Source organism: Pseudomonas tensinigenes (genome assembly GCF_014268445.2).
In the GTDB taxonomy this organism is placed as follows: Bacteria; Pseudomonadota; Gammaproteobacteria; order Pseudomonadales; family Pseudomonadaceae; genus Aquipseudomonas; species Aquipseudomonas tensinigenes.
This window is the reverse complement of sequence record NZ_CP077089.1, coordinates 3131584-3147680: the sequence shown is the minus strand read 5'-3', so window position 1 is coordinate 3147680 and position 16097 is coordinate 3131584. Positions and strand designations below refer to the sequence as shown.

The following is a 16097-nucleotide window of genomic DNA, read 5'->3' as shown; positions in this document are numbered from 1 at the left end:
TCAGCCTCCATGAACACCACCGAAAGCCTCAAGGACTACCAACGGGTTCGCACCCTGGCAATCCGCTCGCTGTTCGAGATCATCGAGCAGTCGAGCGAAGGCACGGTGATTGTCGATCGCGATGCCAACATCGTCTGGATGAACGAACGTTATGCCCGGCGTTTCGGTCTCGAATCGGCTGCCGGCGCAATCGGCAAACCCTGCGAGAGTGTGATTCCCGGCAGTTTGCTGCGCGAAGTCGTGCGCACCGGCCGCCCCATTCTTCTGGACATGCAAGACACACCCAAAGAGCCATTGGTGGTGATGCGCCTGCCGATCCACGACGATGCCGGTACGGTGATCGGTGCGATCGGCTTTGCCCTGTTCGACGAATTGCGCACCTTGTCGCCAATGCTCAAACGCTACTCGAGCATGCAAGAGGAGCTGGCCTCGACCCGCTCTCTGCTGCGGGCACGGCAGACCAAATACAACTTCGCCCACTTCATCGGCACCAGTGCCGCCAGCCTCGAGGTCAAACGCCGCGCCCGGCGCAGCGCCAGCGCCGAATCACCCGTTTTGCTGCTCGGTGAAACCGGCACCGGTAAAGAGTTGCTGGCTCAGGCGATTCATGGCGCCTCGCCACGGGCGCACAAAGCCTTTGTCAGCATCAACAGCGCGGCGATTCCCGAGGCGTTGCTGGAAGCGGAATTTTTCGGCACCGCACCCGGCGCGTTCACCGGTGCTGATCGCAAGGGACGCACCGGCAAGCTGCAAATCGCTCAGGGCGGCACGTTATTTCTCGACGAGATTGGCGATATGCCGCTGCCACTGCAAAGCAAACTGCTGCGTGTGTTGCAGGAAAAGGAGTTCGAACCCGTGGGCTCCAATGACGTCATTCAGAGCGACGTTCGCGTGATTGCCGCCACCTCGACCGATCTGCAAGCGGCGATCAAACGCGGTGAATTCCGCGCCGATTTGTACTATCGCCTCAATGTATTGCCAATTCAGGTGCCGCCATTGCGTGAGCGTCTTGATGATCTGCCTGCGCTTAGCGAAGCGATTCTGGAAGAGCTGCGCAGTCAGCACGAGCTTCACCGGGATGCTCTCGAGCTGCTCGGGCAACACGCTTGGCCGGGGAACATTCGCGAACTGCGCAATGTTTTGGAGCGGGCGGCGTTGCTCAGTGATGACTTGATGCTGACCGAGCAGGATATTCGTGCGGCGATCGGTACGTTGACGCCGGTTGAGCGTGCGTCGACGGGTACCGTGGAAACGCTGGCTGGCGAGACATTCGCCCAGGCACGCGAGCGGTTTGATCGGCAGTTGATTCAGTCTGCCCTCGCGCAATGCACGGGAAATGTACCGCAAGCAGCTGCTCGGCTGGGGCTTGGTCGGTCGACGCTGTACAAGAAAATGGTGGCGCTGGGGATTGCTTGAGTCTCTATAAAGAGACGCAAATCTCATTAATTAGAAAATTCGTCAAGATCAAAAGATCGCAGCCTTCGGCAGCTCCTACAGGGGAATATCGGGTCCGCACTGTAGGAGCTGCCGAAGGCTGCGATCTTTTCGGCTTAATGCCGTCTCTATAGTGAGACAAAAACTCTGAAGCCTGCCCTACTTGCACGACAATACCTTTATATTTCAACGTGTTAGATAACTGGCACAGATCTCGCTAACGCCTCTCCCACACCCGTTCCACCCACAAAAATAACAATTCTGGAGAGACACACCATGAGTGTGATCATTGCCTTGGCAGCCCTTACGCTGCTGATGCTGGCTGCCTACCGTGGCTACAGCGTTATCCTCTTCGCACCGATTGCCGCCCTCGGCGCAGTCCTGCTCACCGACCCTTCCGCCGTCGCCCCTGCGTTCACCGGGGTGTTCATGGAGAAAATGGTCGGCTTCATCAAACTGTATTTCCCTGTATTCCTGCTCGGTGCGGTATTCGGCAAGTTGATCGAACTGTCGGGTTTCTCCCGCTCGATCGTTGCCGCCGCCATCCGCTTGCTCGGCACCAAACAGGCAATGCTGGTGATCGTGCTGGTCTGCGCCCTGCTCACCTACGGCGGCGTATCGCTGTTCGTCGTTGTGTTTGCGGTCTATCCGTTTGCTGCCGAGATGTTCCGTCAGAGCAATATTCCCAAGCGTCTGATCCCGGCCACCATCGCGCTTGGCGCGTTTTCGTTCACCATGGACGCCCTGCCCGGCACGCCGCAGATCCAGAACATCATCCCCAGCACGTTCTTCAATACCACCGCGTGGGCGGCGCCGTGGCTCGGTGTGATCGGTACGATCTTCGTGTTCTGCGCCGGCATGCTGTTTTTGCAGCGTCAGCGCAACAAGGCGATGCGCGCGGGTGAGGGTTATGGCACCGAGTTGCGCAACGAGCCGGAAACCGCTGAGGACCTGAAGCTGCCAAACCCGTGGATTGCCCTGTCACCACTGCTGGCGGTGGGCATCATGAACCTGCTGTTCACCCAGTGGATCCCGCAGTGGTACGGCAAGACCCACAGCCTCGCTTTGCCGGGCATGACCACGCCAGTCACCACTGAAATCGCCAAACTGACGGCGATCTGGGCGGTGCAAGCGGCTTTGCTGGTGGGCATTCTGATGGTGCTGGCGTTCGGTTTTCAGGCGATTCGCAGCAAGCTCGCCGAAGGCAGCAAAAGCGCGGTCAGCGGCGCGTTGCTGGCGGCGATGAACACCGCGTCGGAATACGGCTTCGGCGCAGTGATCGCCTCACTGCCAGGCTTTCTGGTGCTGGCGGACTGGCTCAAGCAAATCCCCAATCCGCTGGTCAACGAAGCCATCACCGTGACCCTGCTCGCTGGCATCACCGGGTCCGCATCCGGCGGCATGAGCATTGCGCTGGCGGCGATGTCCGAGCAGTTCATCAGTGCGGCCCACGCCGCGAACATTCCGCTGGAAGTGCTGCACCGCGTGGCCGCGATGGCCAGCGGCGGCATGGACACCCTGCCGCACAACGGCGCGGTCATCACCCTGCTGGCCGTCACCGGCCTGACCCACCGTGAAGCCTATAAAGACATTTTCTGTATTACGCTGATCAAGACCCTGGCGGTTTTCGTAGTGATCGGCACTTTCTACGCCACTGGCATTGTGTGAGGTATTCATGACGACTCTTTCCGGCAAGACCGCACTGGTTACCGGTTCCACCAGCGGCATCGGTCTGGGCATCGCGCTGAGCCTGGCCAAGGCCGGCGCCAATTTGATTCTCAACGGCTTTGGTGATGCGTCCAAAGTCATCGCTGAGGTCGGGCAATTCGGCGGTAAAGTCGGCCATCATCCGGCCGATGTCAGTGACCCGGCGCAAATTGCCGACATGATCAATTACGCCGAGCGCGAGTTCGGCGGTGTCGACATTCTGGTCAACAACGCCGGCATCCAGCATGTCGCCGCCGTGGAAGAGTTCCCTGTCGAGCGCTGGGATTCGATCATCTCCATCAATCTGTCTTCGGTGTTTCACAGCACGCGCCTGAGCGTGCCGGGCATGCGCGCCAAAGGCTGGGGGAGGATCATCAATATCGCCTCGGTGCATGGTCAGGTTGGCTCGACGGGTAAGGCAGCTTATGTGGCCGCCAAGCACGGCGTAATCGGTCTGACCAAAGTGGTCGGTCTGGAAACCGCGACCAGCAACATCACCTGCAACGCGATCTGCCCGGGCTGGGTGCTGACGCCACTGGTACAGAAACAAATCGATGATCGCGCCGCCAAGGGTGTCGATCCACAGCAGGCGCAGCATGATCTGCTGGCCGAGAAACAACCTTCACTGGAGTTCGTCACACCGCAGCATCTGGGCGAGTTGGTATTATTTTTGTGCAGCGAGGCCGGCAGTCAGGTTCGTGGGGCGGCGTGGAATATCGATGGTGGCTGGCTGGCGCAATAATTCGCCCTCGGCACAGATGGGTCTTTGGCACACAGACTGTGTGCATGAATCAGATAACAAGAGACACGCAATGTCCGACATCCTCTGGCAACCCGACGCCAATCGTATCGCCCGATCACGCATGGATGCGTTCCGACGCTTCGTCAATCAGCGCCATTCGCTGGACCTTGATGACTACCCTGCCCTGCACCAATGGAGTATCGATCAGCGCGCAGCGTTCTGGCAGGCCATCGTCGATTTCTTCGATATTCGTTTCCATAACCCGCCAGATGCCGTGCTGCGCGAAGGCCCTTCAATGCCCGGCGCCGAATGGTTTCCCGGCGCAACCGTGAATTTCGCCGAGCATCTGTTGCGCCGTCGCGATGACGCCGTAGCGGTGGTGGCCGTGGCCGAAAATGGCCAGCGTGAGCAACTGACCTGGGCCGAACTCGCAGAGCACGTCGGCGGTTTTCAAGCCAGCCTGCAAGCCGCCGGCGTTTGCCTCGGCGACCGGGTGGCTGCGTGCATGCCCAACACCTGGCAAACGCTGGTGGCGATGCTCGCAACCACCAGCCTCGGCGCAATCTGGTCGTGTTCTTCACCGGACTTCGGCACCCACGGCGTCATCGACCGCTTCGGCCAGATCGAACCGAAGGTGTTGATCACATGCGCCGGTTACCGCTATGCCGGTAAAGAAATCGATCAAACCACCAAGCTCAACGAAATCCTTGCGCAACTGCCGTCGCTGCAACAGCTGATCATCGTGCCGTATGCCCGTGCACAAGCCCGCTGCGAGGATTACCGGACGCAGGCCGACGTCACGCTCTGGGATAGTTTCTACCAACCCGGCGAAGCACCGCGTTTCGTACCGGTGCCATTCAATCATCCGCTGTACGTGCTGTATTCCAGCGGCACCACCGGCGTGCCGAAATGCATCGTCCACAGCAGCGGCGGTGTACTGCTGCAACACGTCAAGGAACACGGGCTGCACGTTGACCTCGGCCCCGCTGATCGCCTGTTTTACTACACCACCTGCGGCTGGATGATGTGGAACTGGCTGGTCTCGGCACTCGCGGTCGGCAGCGCCGTGGTGCTGTACGACGGTTCACCGTTTCATCCCGCCAATGATCGCTTGCTGGATTTGATCGACGACGAGCGCATCAGCGTGTTTGGCACCAGTCCCAAGTTCCTTGCCACCCTGGAAAGCAGTGGCAGCAAACCTCGCGAAACTCATGATCTGGGCAGTTTGAAAACCCTGCTGTGCACCGGCTCTGCCCTGTCGCCGCAGAGTTACGATTTCGTCTACCGCGACATCAAGTCCGATGTCTGCCTGGCCTCGATGTCCGGTGGCACCGATATCGTCTCGTGCTTCGTCAACAGCAATCCGCTGTCGGCGGTACGTCGAGGTGAAATCATGGGCAAGAGTCTCGGCATGGCCGTTGAAGTGTGGAATGACGCCGGCCAGGCGGTGGTCGGCGAGAAAGGCGAACTGGTCTGCACCCGGCATTTTCCGGCGATGCCGATCGGGCTATGGAACGATGCTGATGGCGAAAAGCTGCGAAAATCCTATTTCAGCCTGTTCCCCGGTGTCTGGGCGCAGGGCGATTACGCTGAACAGTTGCCCCATGGCGCAATGCTGATCCACGGTCGCTCCGATGCAGTGCTCAACCCGGGAGGCGTGCGCATCGGCACGGCGGAGATTTATCGGCAGGTAGAGAAAGTCCCGCAGGTGCTCGACAGCGTGGCCATCGGGCAGCAATGGCAGGATGACGTGCGAGTGGTGTTGTTTGTGCGCTTGCAGGATGGCGTTGAACTGGATGCCCCCCTGCAGGAGCAGATTCGCCAGGTGATCCGCGCCAACACCACGCCACGTCATGTGCCGGCGAAGATCGTCGCGGTTACGGATATCCCGCGCACCATCAGCGGCAAGGTCGTGGAACTTGCCGTGAGAAACGTGGTGAACGGGGAACCGGTGAAGAACACCGATGCACTGGCCAACCCGCAAGCGTTAGAATAATTTCGCAACAGAAACGAATTGAGCTGTTGATCCTCTAGTCCATCAATCCCCACTCACCCGAGGAGGATGGCGGCAACCCGGGGCCGGCATCGTCATGCAATTTCAAACGCAACCGCAGGTTGTTTACCGAGTCCGCATGTTTGAGCGCCTCTTCCTCACTGATCACTTTCTCCACCACCAACGCAAACAGTGCGGCATCAAACGTCTGCATGCCGAGCTCGGCAGACTTCTCCATGATGCCCTTCAACTCGGTGAATTCGTTTCGACAAATCAGATCCGTCACTGTCGGTGTACCCAGCATGACCTCGACCGCGGCCCTGCGCTGTCCGTCCAGCGTGCGCACCAACCGTTGTGAGACAAAGGCTCTCAGGTTATTGCCCAGCGCGTGCAACAACTGCGGGCGACGCTCTTCGGTGAACATGTTGGTGATCCGGTCCAGCGCTTGGTTGGCATTGTTTGCATGCAGCGTTGAAAGCACCAGATGCCCGGTCTCGGCAAACGCCAGCGCATGTTCCATGGTTTCGCGGTCACGAATTTCGCCGATCAGCACCACGTCCGGCGCCTGGCGCAAGGTGTTCTTCAATGCGGTGTGAAAACTGCGGGTGTCGACGCCGACTTCTCGCTGGTTGATGATTGAGCGTTGATGCCGATGGATGTACTCGATCGGGTCTTCAATGGTGACGATGTGCCCGCTACTATGGCGGTTGCGGTGGTTGATCAATGCCGCCAGCGAGGTCGATTTGCCCGAATCGGTGGCACCGACAAACAGGATCAGGCCCTGTTTGAGCATCACGGTTTCAAGCAACACCGGCGGCAGTTTCAGGTCTTCGAAGCGCGGGATGTCGAGTTTGACGTTACGGATCACGATCGACACATCGTTGCGCTGTTTGAAAATGTTGACCCGGAAGCGGCCAATCCCGGTACGCGAGATCGCCAGGTTCATTTCCAGATCCCGGTCGAACTCCCGGCGCTGCTCGGCGTCCATCAGTGAGGCGGCGACAGTCGCCACCTCGCCGGGTTTGAAGGGTTGCTCGCTTAGCGGCGCAAGCACGCCGTCGAACCTTGCACTGGGTGGCGCGCCCGTGGACAGAAACAGATCCGAACCGTGCCGGCTTGCCAGTTGTTTAAGCAGTGCGTCGATTTCCATGACAAAAAGCACCCGTGAAGCTTGCAATGAACAGAGAGGGGCCGCGCCGTGACGCACGGGGCCAAACCGCGTCTACCGAACTAGGATAGTAGACGCCGTCTCACCGACTGACGCTCAGGACTGATGTAATGAATGCTGTACCGACCACTGACGATGCCCAAGTAATGATCGCCCGAACGGATTGGAGTCGTACTCCGTTGGGCGCGTCTGGAACCTGGCCGCAGAGTTTGCGAACCGCGGTGGACATCGTGATTCACTCGCCGATGCCGATGCTGCTGCTGTGGGGCGCGGAGCTGACGCAGATCTACAACAACGGCTTTGCCCTGCTCGCCGGGAGCAAGCATCCGCACGCTTTCGGACAACCTGCGCACCAGATATGGCCAGAACTTCGAGACTTCACTGACCCAATTTACAGCGCCGTCCTACAAGGCCAGGTGCGCACCTACAGTGAGCGGCGTTTCACCTTGCAGCGTGAGGGCAAGGAATCGGATTTCTGGCTTGATCTGACTTACAGTCCGATCCGCGATGAGAGCGCGCAAGTGGCCGGGATTCTGGTGACCGCCATCGAAACCAACGAGCGCCGGCGCATCGCGCTGGAACTGCAACAACGCTCCGATGACAGCCTCAAGGCCCAGCGCGAAACCGAAGAGCGCCTGCAGCTGGCGCTTGCCGCAACTGATGCAGTCGGCACTTGGGACTGGGACATCGGCGAAGATCGCTTCATTGCCGACGCCCATTTCGCCCAGTTGCACGGCATTGATCCGGCGCGCGCCGCGCAATTGCCCATCAGTGATTACCTGCAAGGCGTGCATCCCGAAGACCGCGCGCTGGTCGCCCGCAGCATCAAGCATTGCATCACTCACGGCACTGAATATGCGGAGGAATACCGCTTGTTGCTGCCCGGTGGCGAACAGCGCTGGGTGTTTGCCCGCGGGCGCTGCTACAAGGATCACCATGGCCGCCCGGTGCGCTTCCTCGGTGCGGCACTGGATCTGACCGAACGCAAACACACCGAACAGGCATTGCGCCAGAGCCAGACCGAGCTGCAGTTGATCATCAACGCCATGCCGATCCTGATCAGTTACGTCGACCACGAGGAACGTTTTCGCCTGAACAACGCGGCGTATCTCGACTGGTACGGGCTGACTCCGCAGGAGTTGTACGGCCGCACAATTCGCGAAGTGATCGGCGAAGAGGCCTATTTTCTGCGCGCAGCGTATATCGCCGAAGCGCTGGCCGGCCGCCCCTGTTCGTTCAGCCTCTATACCCATCACCGTGACGGCAGCGCCCGGCATGCACTGATGAACTACTTGCCGCGTCACGGCCCCGATGGGGCGGTCAACGGTTTCTACATTTTCGTGATCGACGAAACCGAACGCAAAAAGACCGAAGAAGCACTGCGCAATCTCAATGAAACCCTTGAGGAGCGGGTCAGCGCCCGCACGGATCAACTGGCGCAGGCCAATCAACGTTTGCAGAACGAGATGTTCGAGCGTGAGCGCGCCGAAGATGCGTTGCGCCATGCGCAGAAGATGGAAGCGGTCGGCCAGCTCACTGGCGGCATCGCCCATGACTTCAACAACATGCTCACAGGGATCATCGGAAGCCTCGACCTGATGCAGCGCTATATCGCAAATGGTCGGGCCGACGAGATCGGCCGTTTCACCGAAGCAGCGGTGTCCTCGGCCAACCGTGCAGCAGCCCTCACCCACCGTTTACTGGCGTTTTCGCGGCGCCAGTCGCTGGATCGCAAGACCCTGAACGTCAACGAGCTGATCCATTCGTTGGAGGATCTGATCCGTCGCACCAAGGGCGATCCGATCGAACTCACCTTGCGTCTGGCCGAAGACGTGTGGCCGGTCAGCACCGATGTCAGCCAACTGGAAAATGCCCTGCTCAATCTGGTGATCAACGCCCGCGACGCCATGCCCGAGGGCGGTGAGCTGCTGATCGAAACGGCCAATGTCTATCTCGATGGCAGTGACCTTACGACGCTTGAACCGGTCAAGGCTGGCGACTACTTGATGTTGGCGGTCAGCGACAACGGCACTGGCATGACGCCTTCGGTGCGCTCCAAGGCCTTCGATCCGTTTTTCACCACCAAACCCATCGGCCAGGGCACGGGCCTCGGGTTGTCGATGATTTATGGTTTTGCCCAGCAATCCGGCGGCCATGTCAGCCTCGACAGTTTGCCGGGCCAGGGCACTTGCGTGCGCCTGTACTTGCCGCGTTTACATGGCATCGAGCCTGAATGCCCGTATGTCGAGCCGATCGAGCAGACGTCGCCCACTGCAACAGGTGAAACCGTGGTGGTGGTCGAGGATGACCCGGCGGTGCGCATGCTGGTCACCGATCTGTTGAAGAGCCTGGGTTACCTGGCTCACGAAGCGGAAGACGCCAAGACCGCCCTACCGCTGCTGGAGTCGGATTTGCGCGTGGATCTGCTGGTCACCGACGTTGGCCTGCCGGGCATGAATGGTCGGCAACTGGCAGAGATCGCCCGCCAGCATCGGCCGACCCTCAAAGTGCTGTTCATGACCGGGTATGCGCAGAACGCCGCCGAGCGTCAGGGCTTCCTGGAGGATGGCATGGACATGGTGGCCAAACCGTTTTCGATTGAGCTTCTGGCCAGCAAGATCCGCACGATGATCAGCCAAACCCCGTGACTTGAGGCATAATCCGCGCCCCGCCGTCACCCCGTTATCAGGTACCGCAAGATGAAAGCCCAAGCCCGCCACATTCTGGTGAAAACCGCCGAAGAGGCCGAACAGCTCAAACAACGCATCGCCAAGGGTGAAGCGTTTGACGTGTTAGCCAAGAAATTTTCGACCTGCCCGTCCGGCAAGCGCGGCGGCGATCTGGGTGAAGTGCGGCCGGGGCAGATGGTTGGTGCGATCGACGCGGTGATTTTCAAAAAGCCGCTGCGCACGGTGCATGGGCCGATCAAGAGCAAGTTCGGGTATCACTTGGTGCAGGTGTTTTACCGCGATTGACGGGTTGGCTTCAGGGCCCTTTCGCGAGCAGGCTCGCTCCCACATTTGGAATGCATTCTCCTGTGGGAGCGAGCCTGCTCGCGAACCGATTGCGCAGCAAGCGGCCATTCAAGCCTGTTTCGGAATCAATGCCCCGGGCACCTGAATCACTCGGCTGGCCAGCAAATGCCCGGCCTCGGCAGCCTCCGCCGGACTTCCGCCCAGCAATCGACTGGCCAGATAGGCCGCACTGAACGAATCCCCCGCCGCCGTGGTGTCCACCACCTTCTCGACCTTCTGCGCCGGCACTTCAAATGTCTCGTCATCACAACGAATCAGACACGCCTCGGCCCCACGCTTGAGCACCACTTCCGGCGTGCCGAACTGCGCGTAAGCGGCAAACACCGCTTCGCAATCGGCGAAACCGAACAGCGCCTGTTCGTCATCCACCGTCAGCAACGCCAGATCAACGTACGGCAGAACGCTGCGATAAGCGGCCCGCGCGGCTTCCACCGAGGTCCACAGGCGTGGCCGATAGTTGCTGTCGAAAACGATCCGCGCATCACGCTGGCGCGCTTCGACCAGGATCTGGATCAAGCGTTCACGCCCCAGCGCACCGAGCACCGCCAGAGTAATGCCACTGAAATACAGCACATCGTAATCCGGCAACGCGGCCAGAATCGGCGCGGCGGCCGGGGTGGTGAAACAGTCGCGAACCGCCGCTTCGTTGCGCCAATAAAGGAAACGCCGCTCACCGTTGGCGTCGGTCTGGATGCAATACAGGCCCGGCAAACGCCCGGGCAGACGCTGGACGAGATCGAGGCCGATGCCTTCGCTGGTCCAGATCTGGCACATGGCGTCGCTGAAGCTGTCATCGCCCAGCGCGGTGACGTAATCAACCCGGGCCTTGTCGCCCATGGCGCGGGACAGGTACACCGCGGTGTTCAGGGTGTCGCCGCCGAAGCTTTGCTGCAGGCTGCCGTCGGCGCGTTGCTGCAGTTCGATCATGCATTCGCCGATCAGGGCGATGCGCCGGGTGTTCGGGCCGAGGGGGCTGAGGGTGTTCATCTTGTGCTGTCTCTGTTGATGCGCGGGTGTCTGGACTGGCGCCTTCGCGAGCAGGCTCGCTCCCACAATTTGGAATGCCTTCCCCTGTGGGAGCGAGCCTGCTCGCGAAATGGCCGCGACTCGGTCTCAAGCTTTAGAAACAGGTCTCCATGCTTTCGATCACCGACAACTGCTCATCCACCAACAACCCCACGCGCCACTTGTCGAACGTCAGGCACGGGTGCGACGTACCAAAGGAAATGATGTCCCCGACCCGCAACTCAATCCCTGGCGCCACCGTCATGAACGCGTGCTGATCCATCACCGCCGTGACCTTGCACGCACCGACATCCTCGCCCACCGCTGGTACCACTCCGGCCTTGTAACGCAACAACGGCACCGGCAAACCGGCATCGAACGCGACATCGCGCTTGCCCAGTGCAATTACCGCAAAACCCGGCTCCGGCAGCGACTGCACGTGGGCCCAGACTTCCAGCGCCGGGCGCAAGCCTTCGTGCAGATCGCTGCGACGGTCGAGCACGCAGCATTGCGCCTCTTTGTAGATGCCATGGTCGTGCGCCACATAACTGCCTGGACGCAACACACTGAGGAAACGCCCGCCGGCGTTCTGCGCTTCGAACGATTCGGCGATCAGGTCGTACCACGCCGAGCCCGAGGCGGTGATGATCGGCTTGGCGATGGCGAACGCGCCGCTGTTCTGCAACTGCACGGCCAGACGCACCAGTGACGCGGCGAATTCGCGGATACCGCTGACCGCGTGATCACCATGAATCACGCCTTCATAACCTTCGATACCGGTCAGGGCCAACGCCGGTTGCGCGTTGATCGCCTTGGCCAGTTCGATGACTTCCTGCTCGCTGCGGCAGCCGCAACGGCCGCCGACTACGCCGTACTCGATCATCACGTTGAGCTTCACGCCGCGCGAGGCGAAGTAAGCGCCAAGATCGGCGACGTTGTCCGGGTGATCGACCATGCAGTAGAAATCAAACGTCGGGTCGGCGAGCAGATCGGCAATCAGCGCCATGTTCGGCGTGCCGACCAGTTGGTTGGCCATCAACACGCGGCGCACGCCGTGGGCGTAAGCAGCCTGGGTCTGGGTCGCGCTGGCGAGGGTGATGCCCCAGGCACCGGCGTCGAGCTGACGCTTGAACAGTGCCGGGGTCATGCTGGTTTTACCGTGGGGCGCGAGTTCCGCACCGCTGTCGCTGACGAACTTCTGCATCCAGCGGATGTTGTGCTCCAGCGCTTCGCGATGCAGCACCAGCGCCGGCAGGCTGACGTCACGCGTCAGGTGCGCGCCGATCGCAGCGTTGCCCTTTTCCACAGCGTTTTTGTTGGCAGTCGTCATGGTCGAACTCCTCACTTTCGCGGCCGCAGACAGCCGCGGTTATTCGTTGATGCGCCGGGCGAGGCTGTTGGCGCTCTCGATCAGCACCCGGCGATAGTCGTTGTAATTGTTCTTCGCATCGGCCCGAGGGGCGACGATGCACAAGGTGCAAATGGCCACGCCTTGCGGATCTTTGACCGGCGCGGCGAAGCAATGGGTAAAGGTGTCGGCAACACTGTCGAAGGAGAAGAATCCGTCGATGCCGGCCTGACGGATTTCCGCGAGAAAACGTTCTAGAGGCAAACGCTCGCCATCGGGCAGGATGAAGTCGTCTTCGTCGATCAGGTCAATGATCTGTTGATCGCTCAAGTGCGCGAGCAGCAGGCGTCCGGAAGCCGTCCACGGGATTGGCGCGTTTTCGCCGATGTCGGAGGAAATGCGGAAATGCCGCTCACCCTCCTTCATTAGTGCCACCGTGTATTTACGGCCGTTGAGCAGGCACATCTGCGCGGTTTCATGGGTCTGGCTGACGATCTCCTGCAAGGCGTGATCGGCCTCGCGGCTGAGGTCGAAGTGACGCAAATGCGCCTGACCGAGAAAGTACAACTGCCGGCCCAGATAGACGTGACCGTCCTTGCCCACTGGCTCCAGAATCCGTCGTTCCAGCAGCGAAGCGACGAGTTCGTAGACGGTGGATTTCGGGCTGCCGATGCCGTTGGCGATGTCGTTCGGGCGCAGCGGCTGGCCGATCTCCTTGAGGAAATCGAGGATATCGAACGCCCGGTCCAGACCGCGTGCCCGGCGTTTGATGGTGTCTTCGGTCATTTCAGTGGGTTCCCATTCAAAGTCGCCGGATGGTAACTGGCCCTTGGTGTTGTGTCAGTTGGATTGCTGCCCTCACCCCCCGCCCTCTCCCAGAGGGAGAGGGAGCCTGACGGTATCGATGCACATGTTGTGGTCATTTGCCAAAATCTGCATCGACAGAGATCAGTCCCCTCTCCCAGAGAGAAAGAGCCTGACCGTATCGATGTAAATGTAAGCGTCATACGCAAAATCCGCATCGATACAGATCAGTCCCCTCTCCCTTGGGAGAGGGTTAGGGTGAGGGGCTGCGGCCTAAGCAACGCAGCAATTTTCAAGCCTTTTTCTTGTACGCAATGCAGTCGATCTCGACCTTGCAATCAACCATCATGCTCGCCTGCACACAGGCCCGCGCCGGTGCGTGTTCAGGCTTGAAATACTCGCCGAAAACCTTGTTGAAACTGCTGAAATCCCGCGGATCGTCCAGCCACACCCCGGCACGCACGACATCTTCCAGGCCATAACCGGCCTCTTCGAGAATCGCGATCAGGTTCTTCATGGTCTGGTGAGTCTGCTCGACGATGCCGCCGACAATGATCTCGCCATCCACCGCCGGCACCTGGCCGGACACATGCAGCCAGCCATCCGCTTCAACAGCGCGAGCGAATGGACGGGGCTGGCCGCCAGCGGCGGTGCTGCCGGTGCCGTAACGCGTAATGCTCATGGGTACTTCTCCTGATTACAAATCGAAAGTTAAAACCGCGTGCTCTTGAGAAACTCGGCCAGACGAGGCGATTGCGGGCGCTCGAACAGTTCCTTGGGAGGCCCCTGCTCTTCGATTCGCCCCTGATTCATGAAAACGATCTTGTCCGAAACCTCGAAGGCAAAACGCATTTCGTGGGTCACCAGCAACATGGTCATGCCGTCTTCGGCCAGACCCTTGATCACGTTAAGTACTTCGCCAACCAGTTCCGGGTCGAGGGCCGAAGTGACTTCATCAAACAGCATCAGGCTCGGGTTCATCGCAATCGCCCGGGCAATCGCCACGCGCTGTTGCTGCCCCCCGGACAACTGACCGGGAAAGTGATTGCGCCGCTCCAGCAGGCCGACGCGTTCCAGCCATTTTTCCGCGAGGACGACGGCTTCGTCCTTGTGCATCTTCTTCACCTTGAGCAAGCCCAGGGTAACGTTCTGCAACGCGGTCAGATGCGGGAACAGGTTGAACTGCTGGAACGCCATGCCGGTCATCGCGCGATGGCGGGCAATGACTTTTTCCGCGTGACGCACACGCTTGCCGTTGACCTCGTCATAGCCGATGGATTCACCGTCGAGCAGGATCTGCCCGCCCTGGAATTCCTCGAGCATGTTCACGCAACGCAGCAGCGTGGTCTTGCCCGAACCGCTGGAGCCGATCAGCGTGACCACGTTGCCGCGCTGCATGCTCAGATCGACACCCTTGAGCACTTCGACCGCGCCGTATTGTTTGTGCAGGCCGCGAATGTCCAGCAGCGCCTGATCCTGTGAAGCAACTTGAGCTTGAGTCATGGCAGGGCCACCCGCTTTTCAATGTGCCGGCCGAGTAATTCGATGCCGTAGTTGATGACGAAGAACAGAAAACCGGCGAACAGGTAGAACTCCAGGGTCATGAAGTTCCGGGCGATGACCTGTTGCGTGCTGAGCAACAATTCGGCGACGCCGATCACCGACAACAAGGTCGAAGCCTTGACGATTTCAGTGGACGAGTTGACCCAGGTCGGCAGGATCTGCCGCAAGGCCTGAGGCAACAGCACGTAGCCTAGGGATTGGTAGAACGTCAGGCCGATGGCCTGGCTCGCTTCCATCTGCCCGCGCGGCAACGCTTGCAACGCGCCGCGCACGATCTCGGCAACGTGCGAACCGCAAAACAGCGTCAGCCCCAAGGCACCGGCCTGAAACGCGCTGATCTGCCAACCGAGTGCCGGCGCCATATAGAAGCAGGCCAACACCAATACAAACACCGGTGTACCGCGAATCAGGTCGACGTAAAAACGGAACGGCGCGCGCATCCAGAACTTGCCGTAGGTCAGCACCAGACCGGTGAGCACGCCTAGCACAGTGCCGAGCAGAATCGCCAGCGCCGACACTTGCACACTGGTCAAAAAGCCCTGCCAAAGCGGCTCTCGCGCAATCCACAATTCATGTAACCAACTGGGAGATTCGTACATCGCAGCCTCCTATCGGCGGATCGCCAGACGCTGCTCGAGGTAACGCAGCAGCATGGCAATGAGGTAACAGGCCGCGACATACAACGCCGTGGTCACCAGCCAGGTTTCAATCACCCGGTAGCTCTCGACGTTGATCTTGCGCGCGTAATAGGTCAGCTCCGGCACCGCAATCGCGGCGGCCAGCGAGGTGTCCTTGAACAGCGAAATGAAGTTGTTCGACAGTGCCGGCAAGACGTTGCGCAACATCACCGGCACGGTGACGTAGGCCTTGACCTGCCACTCGCCGAGGCCGATGGCCAGCCCGGCTTCGCGCTGACCTTTGGGGATGCTCAGCAAGCCACCACGGAAGACTTCGGTCAGGTACGCCCCGGCATACAACGACAGGGTGATGATGAACGAGGGAATCTTGTCCAGACGAATGCCCAGGCTTGGCAAGGCAAAGTAGATCAACAGAATCAACACCAGAATCGGCGTGTTACGCACCACCGTGACGTACACCGAAGCCAGCACCCGCAAGGCGCGATGCTTGGAGAGCAAGGCAAACGCCATCAGCAGGCCGATCACGCAGCCGATGGCGATCGACACCAGCGCCAGTTCGAGACCCAGACCGAGCCCCGCCAGCAAAGTGTCGAAATCGCGCCACACGGCGGCAAAGTTCAACTGATAGTTCATGGTCAGCAGTACCTTGAGCGGGGCGAC

Annotated in this window: 14 protein-coding genes; 6 read left to right on the top strand and 8 right to left on the bottom strand. The window is 60.0% G+C overall.

What is annotated here, in order from left to right; translation table 11 throughout:
- The first annotated feature begins 9 nt into the window (after nucleotides 1–9).
- From HU718_RS13870 to HU718_RS13855, 4 genes are all read left to right on the top strand, one after another.
- Nucleotides 10–1416 (top strand): sigma-54 interaction domain-containing protein, encoded by a 1407-nt coding sequence (locus HU718_RS13870; protein ID WP_186616346.1) that lies wholly within the window; start codon nucleotides 10–12, stop codon nucleotides 1414–1416.
- 294 nt (nucleotides 1417–1710) lie between these two features.
- Entirely contained in the window at nucleotides 1711–3102 is a 1392-nt protein-coding gene (locus tag HU718_RS13865) for a GntP family permease (protein WP_150731089.1), read from the top strand.
- A gap of 7 nt (nucleotides 3103–3109) precedes the next feature.
- Nucleotides 3110–3883, top strand: coding sequence for a 3-hydroxybutyrate dehydrogenase (hbdH, locus tag HU718_RS13860; protein ID WP_186616345.1), 774 nt, complete (start codon nucleotides 3110–3112; stop codon nucleotides 3881–3883).
- A 70-nt stretch (nucleotides 3884–3953) separates the two neighbouring features.
- Entirely contained in the window at nucleotides 3954–5879 is a 1926-nt protein-coding gene (locus tag HU718_RS13855) for an acetoacetate--CoA ligase (protein WP_186616344.1), read from the top strand.
- Nucleotides 5880–5913: 34 nt separating this feature from the next.
- Here HU718_RS13855 and HU718_RS13850 read toward each other — a convergent pair whose 3' ends face one another.
- Entirely contained in the window at nucleotides 5914–7026 is a 1113-nt protein-coding gene (locus HU718_RS13850) for a PilT/PilU family type 4a pilus ATPase (protein WP_186616343.1), read from the bottom strand.
- 128 nt (nucleotides 7027–7154) lie between these two features.
- Here HU718_RS13850 and HU718_RS13845 point away from each other — a divergent pair, with 128 nt between their 5' ends.
- Nucleotides 7155–9692 (top strand): PAS domain-containing hybrid sensor histidine kinase/response regulator, encoded by a 2538-nt coding sequence (locus HU718_RS13845; protein WP_150731086.1) that lies wholly within the window; start codon nucleotides 7155–7157, stop codon nucleotides 9690–9692.
- A gap of 51 nt (nucleotides 9693–9743) precedes the next feature.
- Nucleotides 9744–10019, top strand: coding sequence for a peptidylprolyl isomerase (locus tag HU718_RS13840; protein WP_007912322.1), 276 nt, complete (start codon nucleotides 9744–9746; stop codon nucleotides 10017–10019).
- A 108-nt stretch (nucleotides 10020–10127) separates the two neighbouring features.
- Here HU718_RS13840 and HU718_RS13835 read toward each other — a convergent pair whose 3' ends face one another.
- From HU718_RS13835 to HU718_RS13805, 7 genes are all read right to left on the bottom strand, one after another.
- Nucleotides 10128–11066: a sugar kinase gene (locus tag HU718_RS13835; protein WP_186616342.1), complete on the bottom strand. Its 939-nt coding sequence runs from the start codon at nucleotides 11064–11066 to the stop codon at nucleotides 10128–10130.
- Between the two features lie 133 nt (nucleotides 11067–11199).
- The gene (locus tag HU718_RS13830) at nucleotides 11200–12414 is read right to left on the bottom strand and encodes an amino acid deaminase (RefSeq protein WP_186616341.1); all 1215 of its coding nucleotides are present in this window, start codon (nucleotides 12412–12414) and stop codon (nucleotides 11200–11202) included.
- A 39-nt stretch (nucleotides 12415–12453) separates the two neighbouring features.
- Entirely contained in the window at nucleotides 12454–13218 is a 765-nt protein-coding gene (locus HU718_RS13825) for an IclR family transcriptional regulator (RefSeq protein ID WP_007912327.1), read from the bottom strand.
- A 310-nt stretch (nucleotides 13219–13528) separates the two neighbouring features.
- Nucleotides 13529–13918 (bottom strand): RidA family protein, encoded by a 390-nt coding sequence (locus tag HU718_RS13820; protein ID WP_007912330.1) that lies wholly within the window; start codon nucleotides 13916–13918, stop codon nucleotides 13529–13531.
- 29 nt (nucleotides 13919–13947) lie between these two features.
- Nucleotides 13948–14739: an amino acid ABC transporter ATP-binding protein gene (locus HU718_RS13815; protein ID WP_073474746.1), complete on the bottom strand. Its 792-nt coding sequence runs from the start codon at nucleotides 14737–14739 to the stop codon at nucleotides 13948–13950.
- Nucleotides 14736–15398 carry an amino acid ABC transporter permease gene (locus tag HU718_RS13810; RefSeq protein ID WP_186616340.1) on the bottom strand — a complete coding sequence of 221 codons (663 nt, stop codon included), beginning with the start codon at nucleotides 15396–15398 and terminating at the stop codon, nucleotides 14736–14738. The genes HU718_RS13815 and HU718_RS13810 overlap by 4 nt, the downstream gene beginning before the upstream one ends.
- A gap of 9 nt (nucleotides 15399–15407) precedes the next feature.
- Nucleotides 15408–16070, bottom strand: a complete 663-nt coding sequence (locus HU718_RS13805; protein WP_003225455.1) for an amino acid ABC transporter permease — start codon at nucleotides 16068–16070, stop codon at nucleotides 15408–15410.
- Nucleotides 16071–16097 lie beyond the last annotated feature (27 nt).

Bases quoted from the DNA above. Each gene is read 5' to 3' on its own strand.
- HU718_RS13850 (WP_186616343.1), bottom strand. From the start codon at position 7,026: ATGGAAATCGACGCACTGCTTAAACAACTGGCAAGCCGGCACGGTTCG.
- HU718_RS13820 (WP_007912330.1), bottom strand. From the start codon at position 13,918: ATGAGCATTACGCGTTACGGCACCGGCAGCACCGCCGCTGGCGGCCAG.
- HU718_RS13805 (WP_003225455.1), bottom strand. From the start codon at position 16,070: ATGAACTATCAGTTGAACTTTGCCGCCGTGTGGCGCGATTTCGACACT.
- HU718_RS13865 (WP_150731089.1), top strand. From the start codon at position 1,711: ATGAGTGTGATCATTGCCTTGGCAGCCCTTACGCTGCTGATGCTGGCT.
- HU718_RS13855 (WP_186616344.1), top strand. From the start codon at position 3,954: ATGTCCGACATCCTCTGGCAACCCGACGCCAATCGTATCGCCCGATCA.
- HU718_RS13835 (WP_186616342.1), bottom strand. From the start codon at position 11,066: ATGAACACCCTCAGCCCCCTCGGCCCGAACACCCGGCGCATCGCCCTG.
- HU718_RS13870 (WP_186616346.1), top strand. From the start codon at position 10: ATGAACACCACCGAAAGCCTCAAGGACTACCAACGGGTTCGCACCCTG.
- HU718_RS13840 (WP_007912322.1), top strand. From the start codon at position 9,744: ATGAAAGCCCAAGCCCGCCACATTCTGGTGAAAACCGCCGAAGAGGCC.
- hbdH (WP_186616345.1), top strand. From the start codon at position 3,110: ATGACGACTCTTTCCGGCAAGACCGCACTGGTTACCGGTTCCACCAGC.
- HU718_RS13825 (WP_007912327.1), bottom strand. From the start codon at position 13,218: ATGACCGAAGACACCATCAAACGCCGGGCACGCGGTCTGGACCGGGCG.
- HU718_RS13845 (WP_150731086.1), top strand. From the start codon at position 7,155: ATGAATGCTGTACCGACCACTGACGATGCCCAAGTAATGATCGCCCGA.
- HU718_RS13810 (WP_186616340.1), bottom strand. From the start codon at position 15,398: ATGTACGAATCTCCCAGTTGGTTACATGAATTGTGGATTGCGCGAGAG.
- HU718_RS13815 (WP_073474746.1), bottom strand. From the start codon at position 14,739: ATGACTCAAGCTCAAGTTGCTTCACAGGATCAGGCGCTGCTGGACATT.
- HU718_RS13830 (WP_186616341.1), bottom strand. From the start codon at position 12,414: ATGACGACTGCCAACAAAAACGCTGTGGAAAAGGGCAACGCTGCGATC.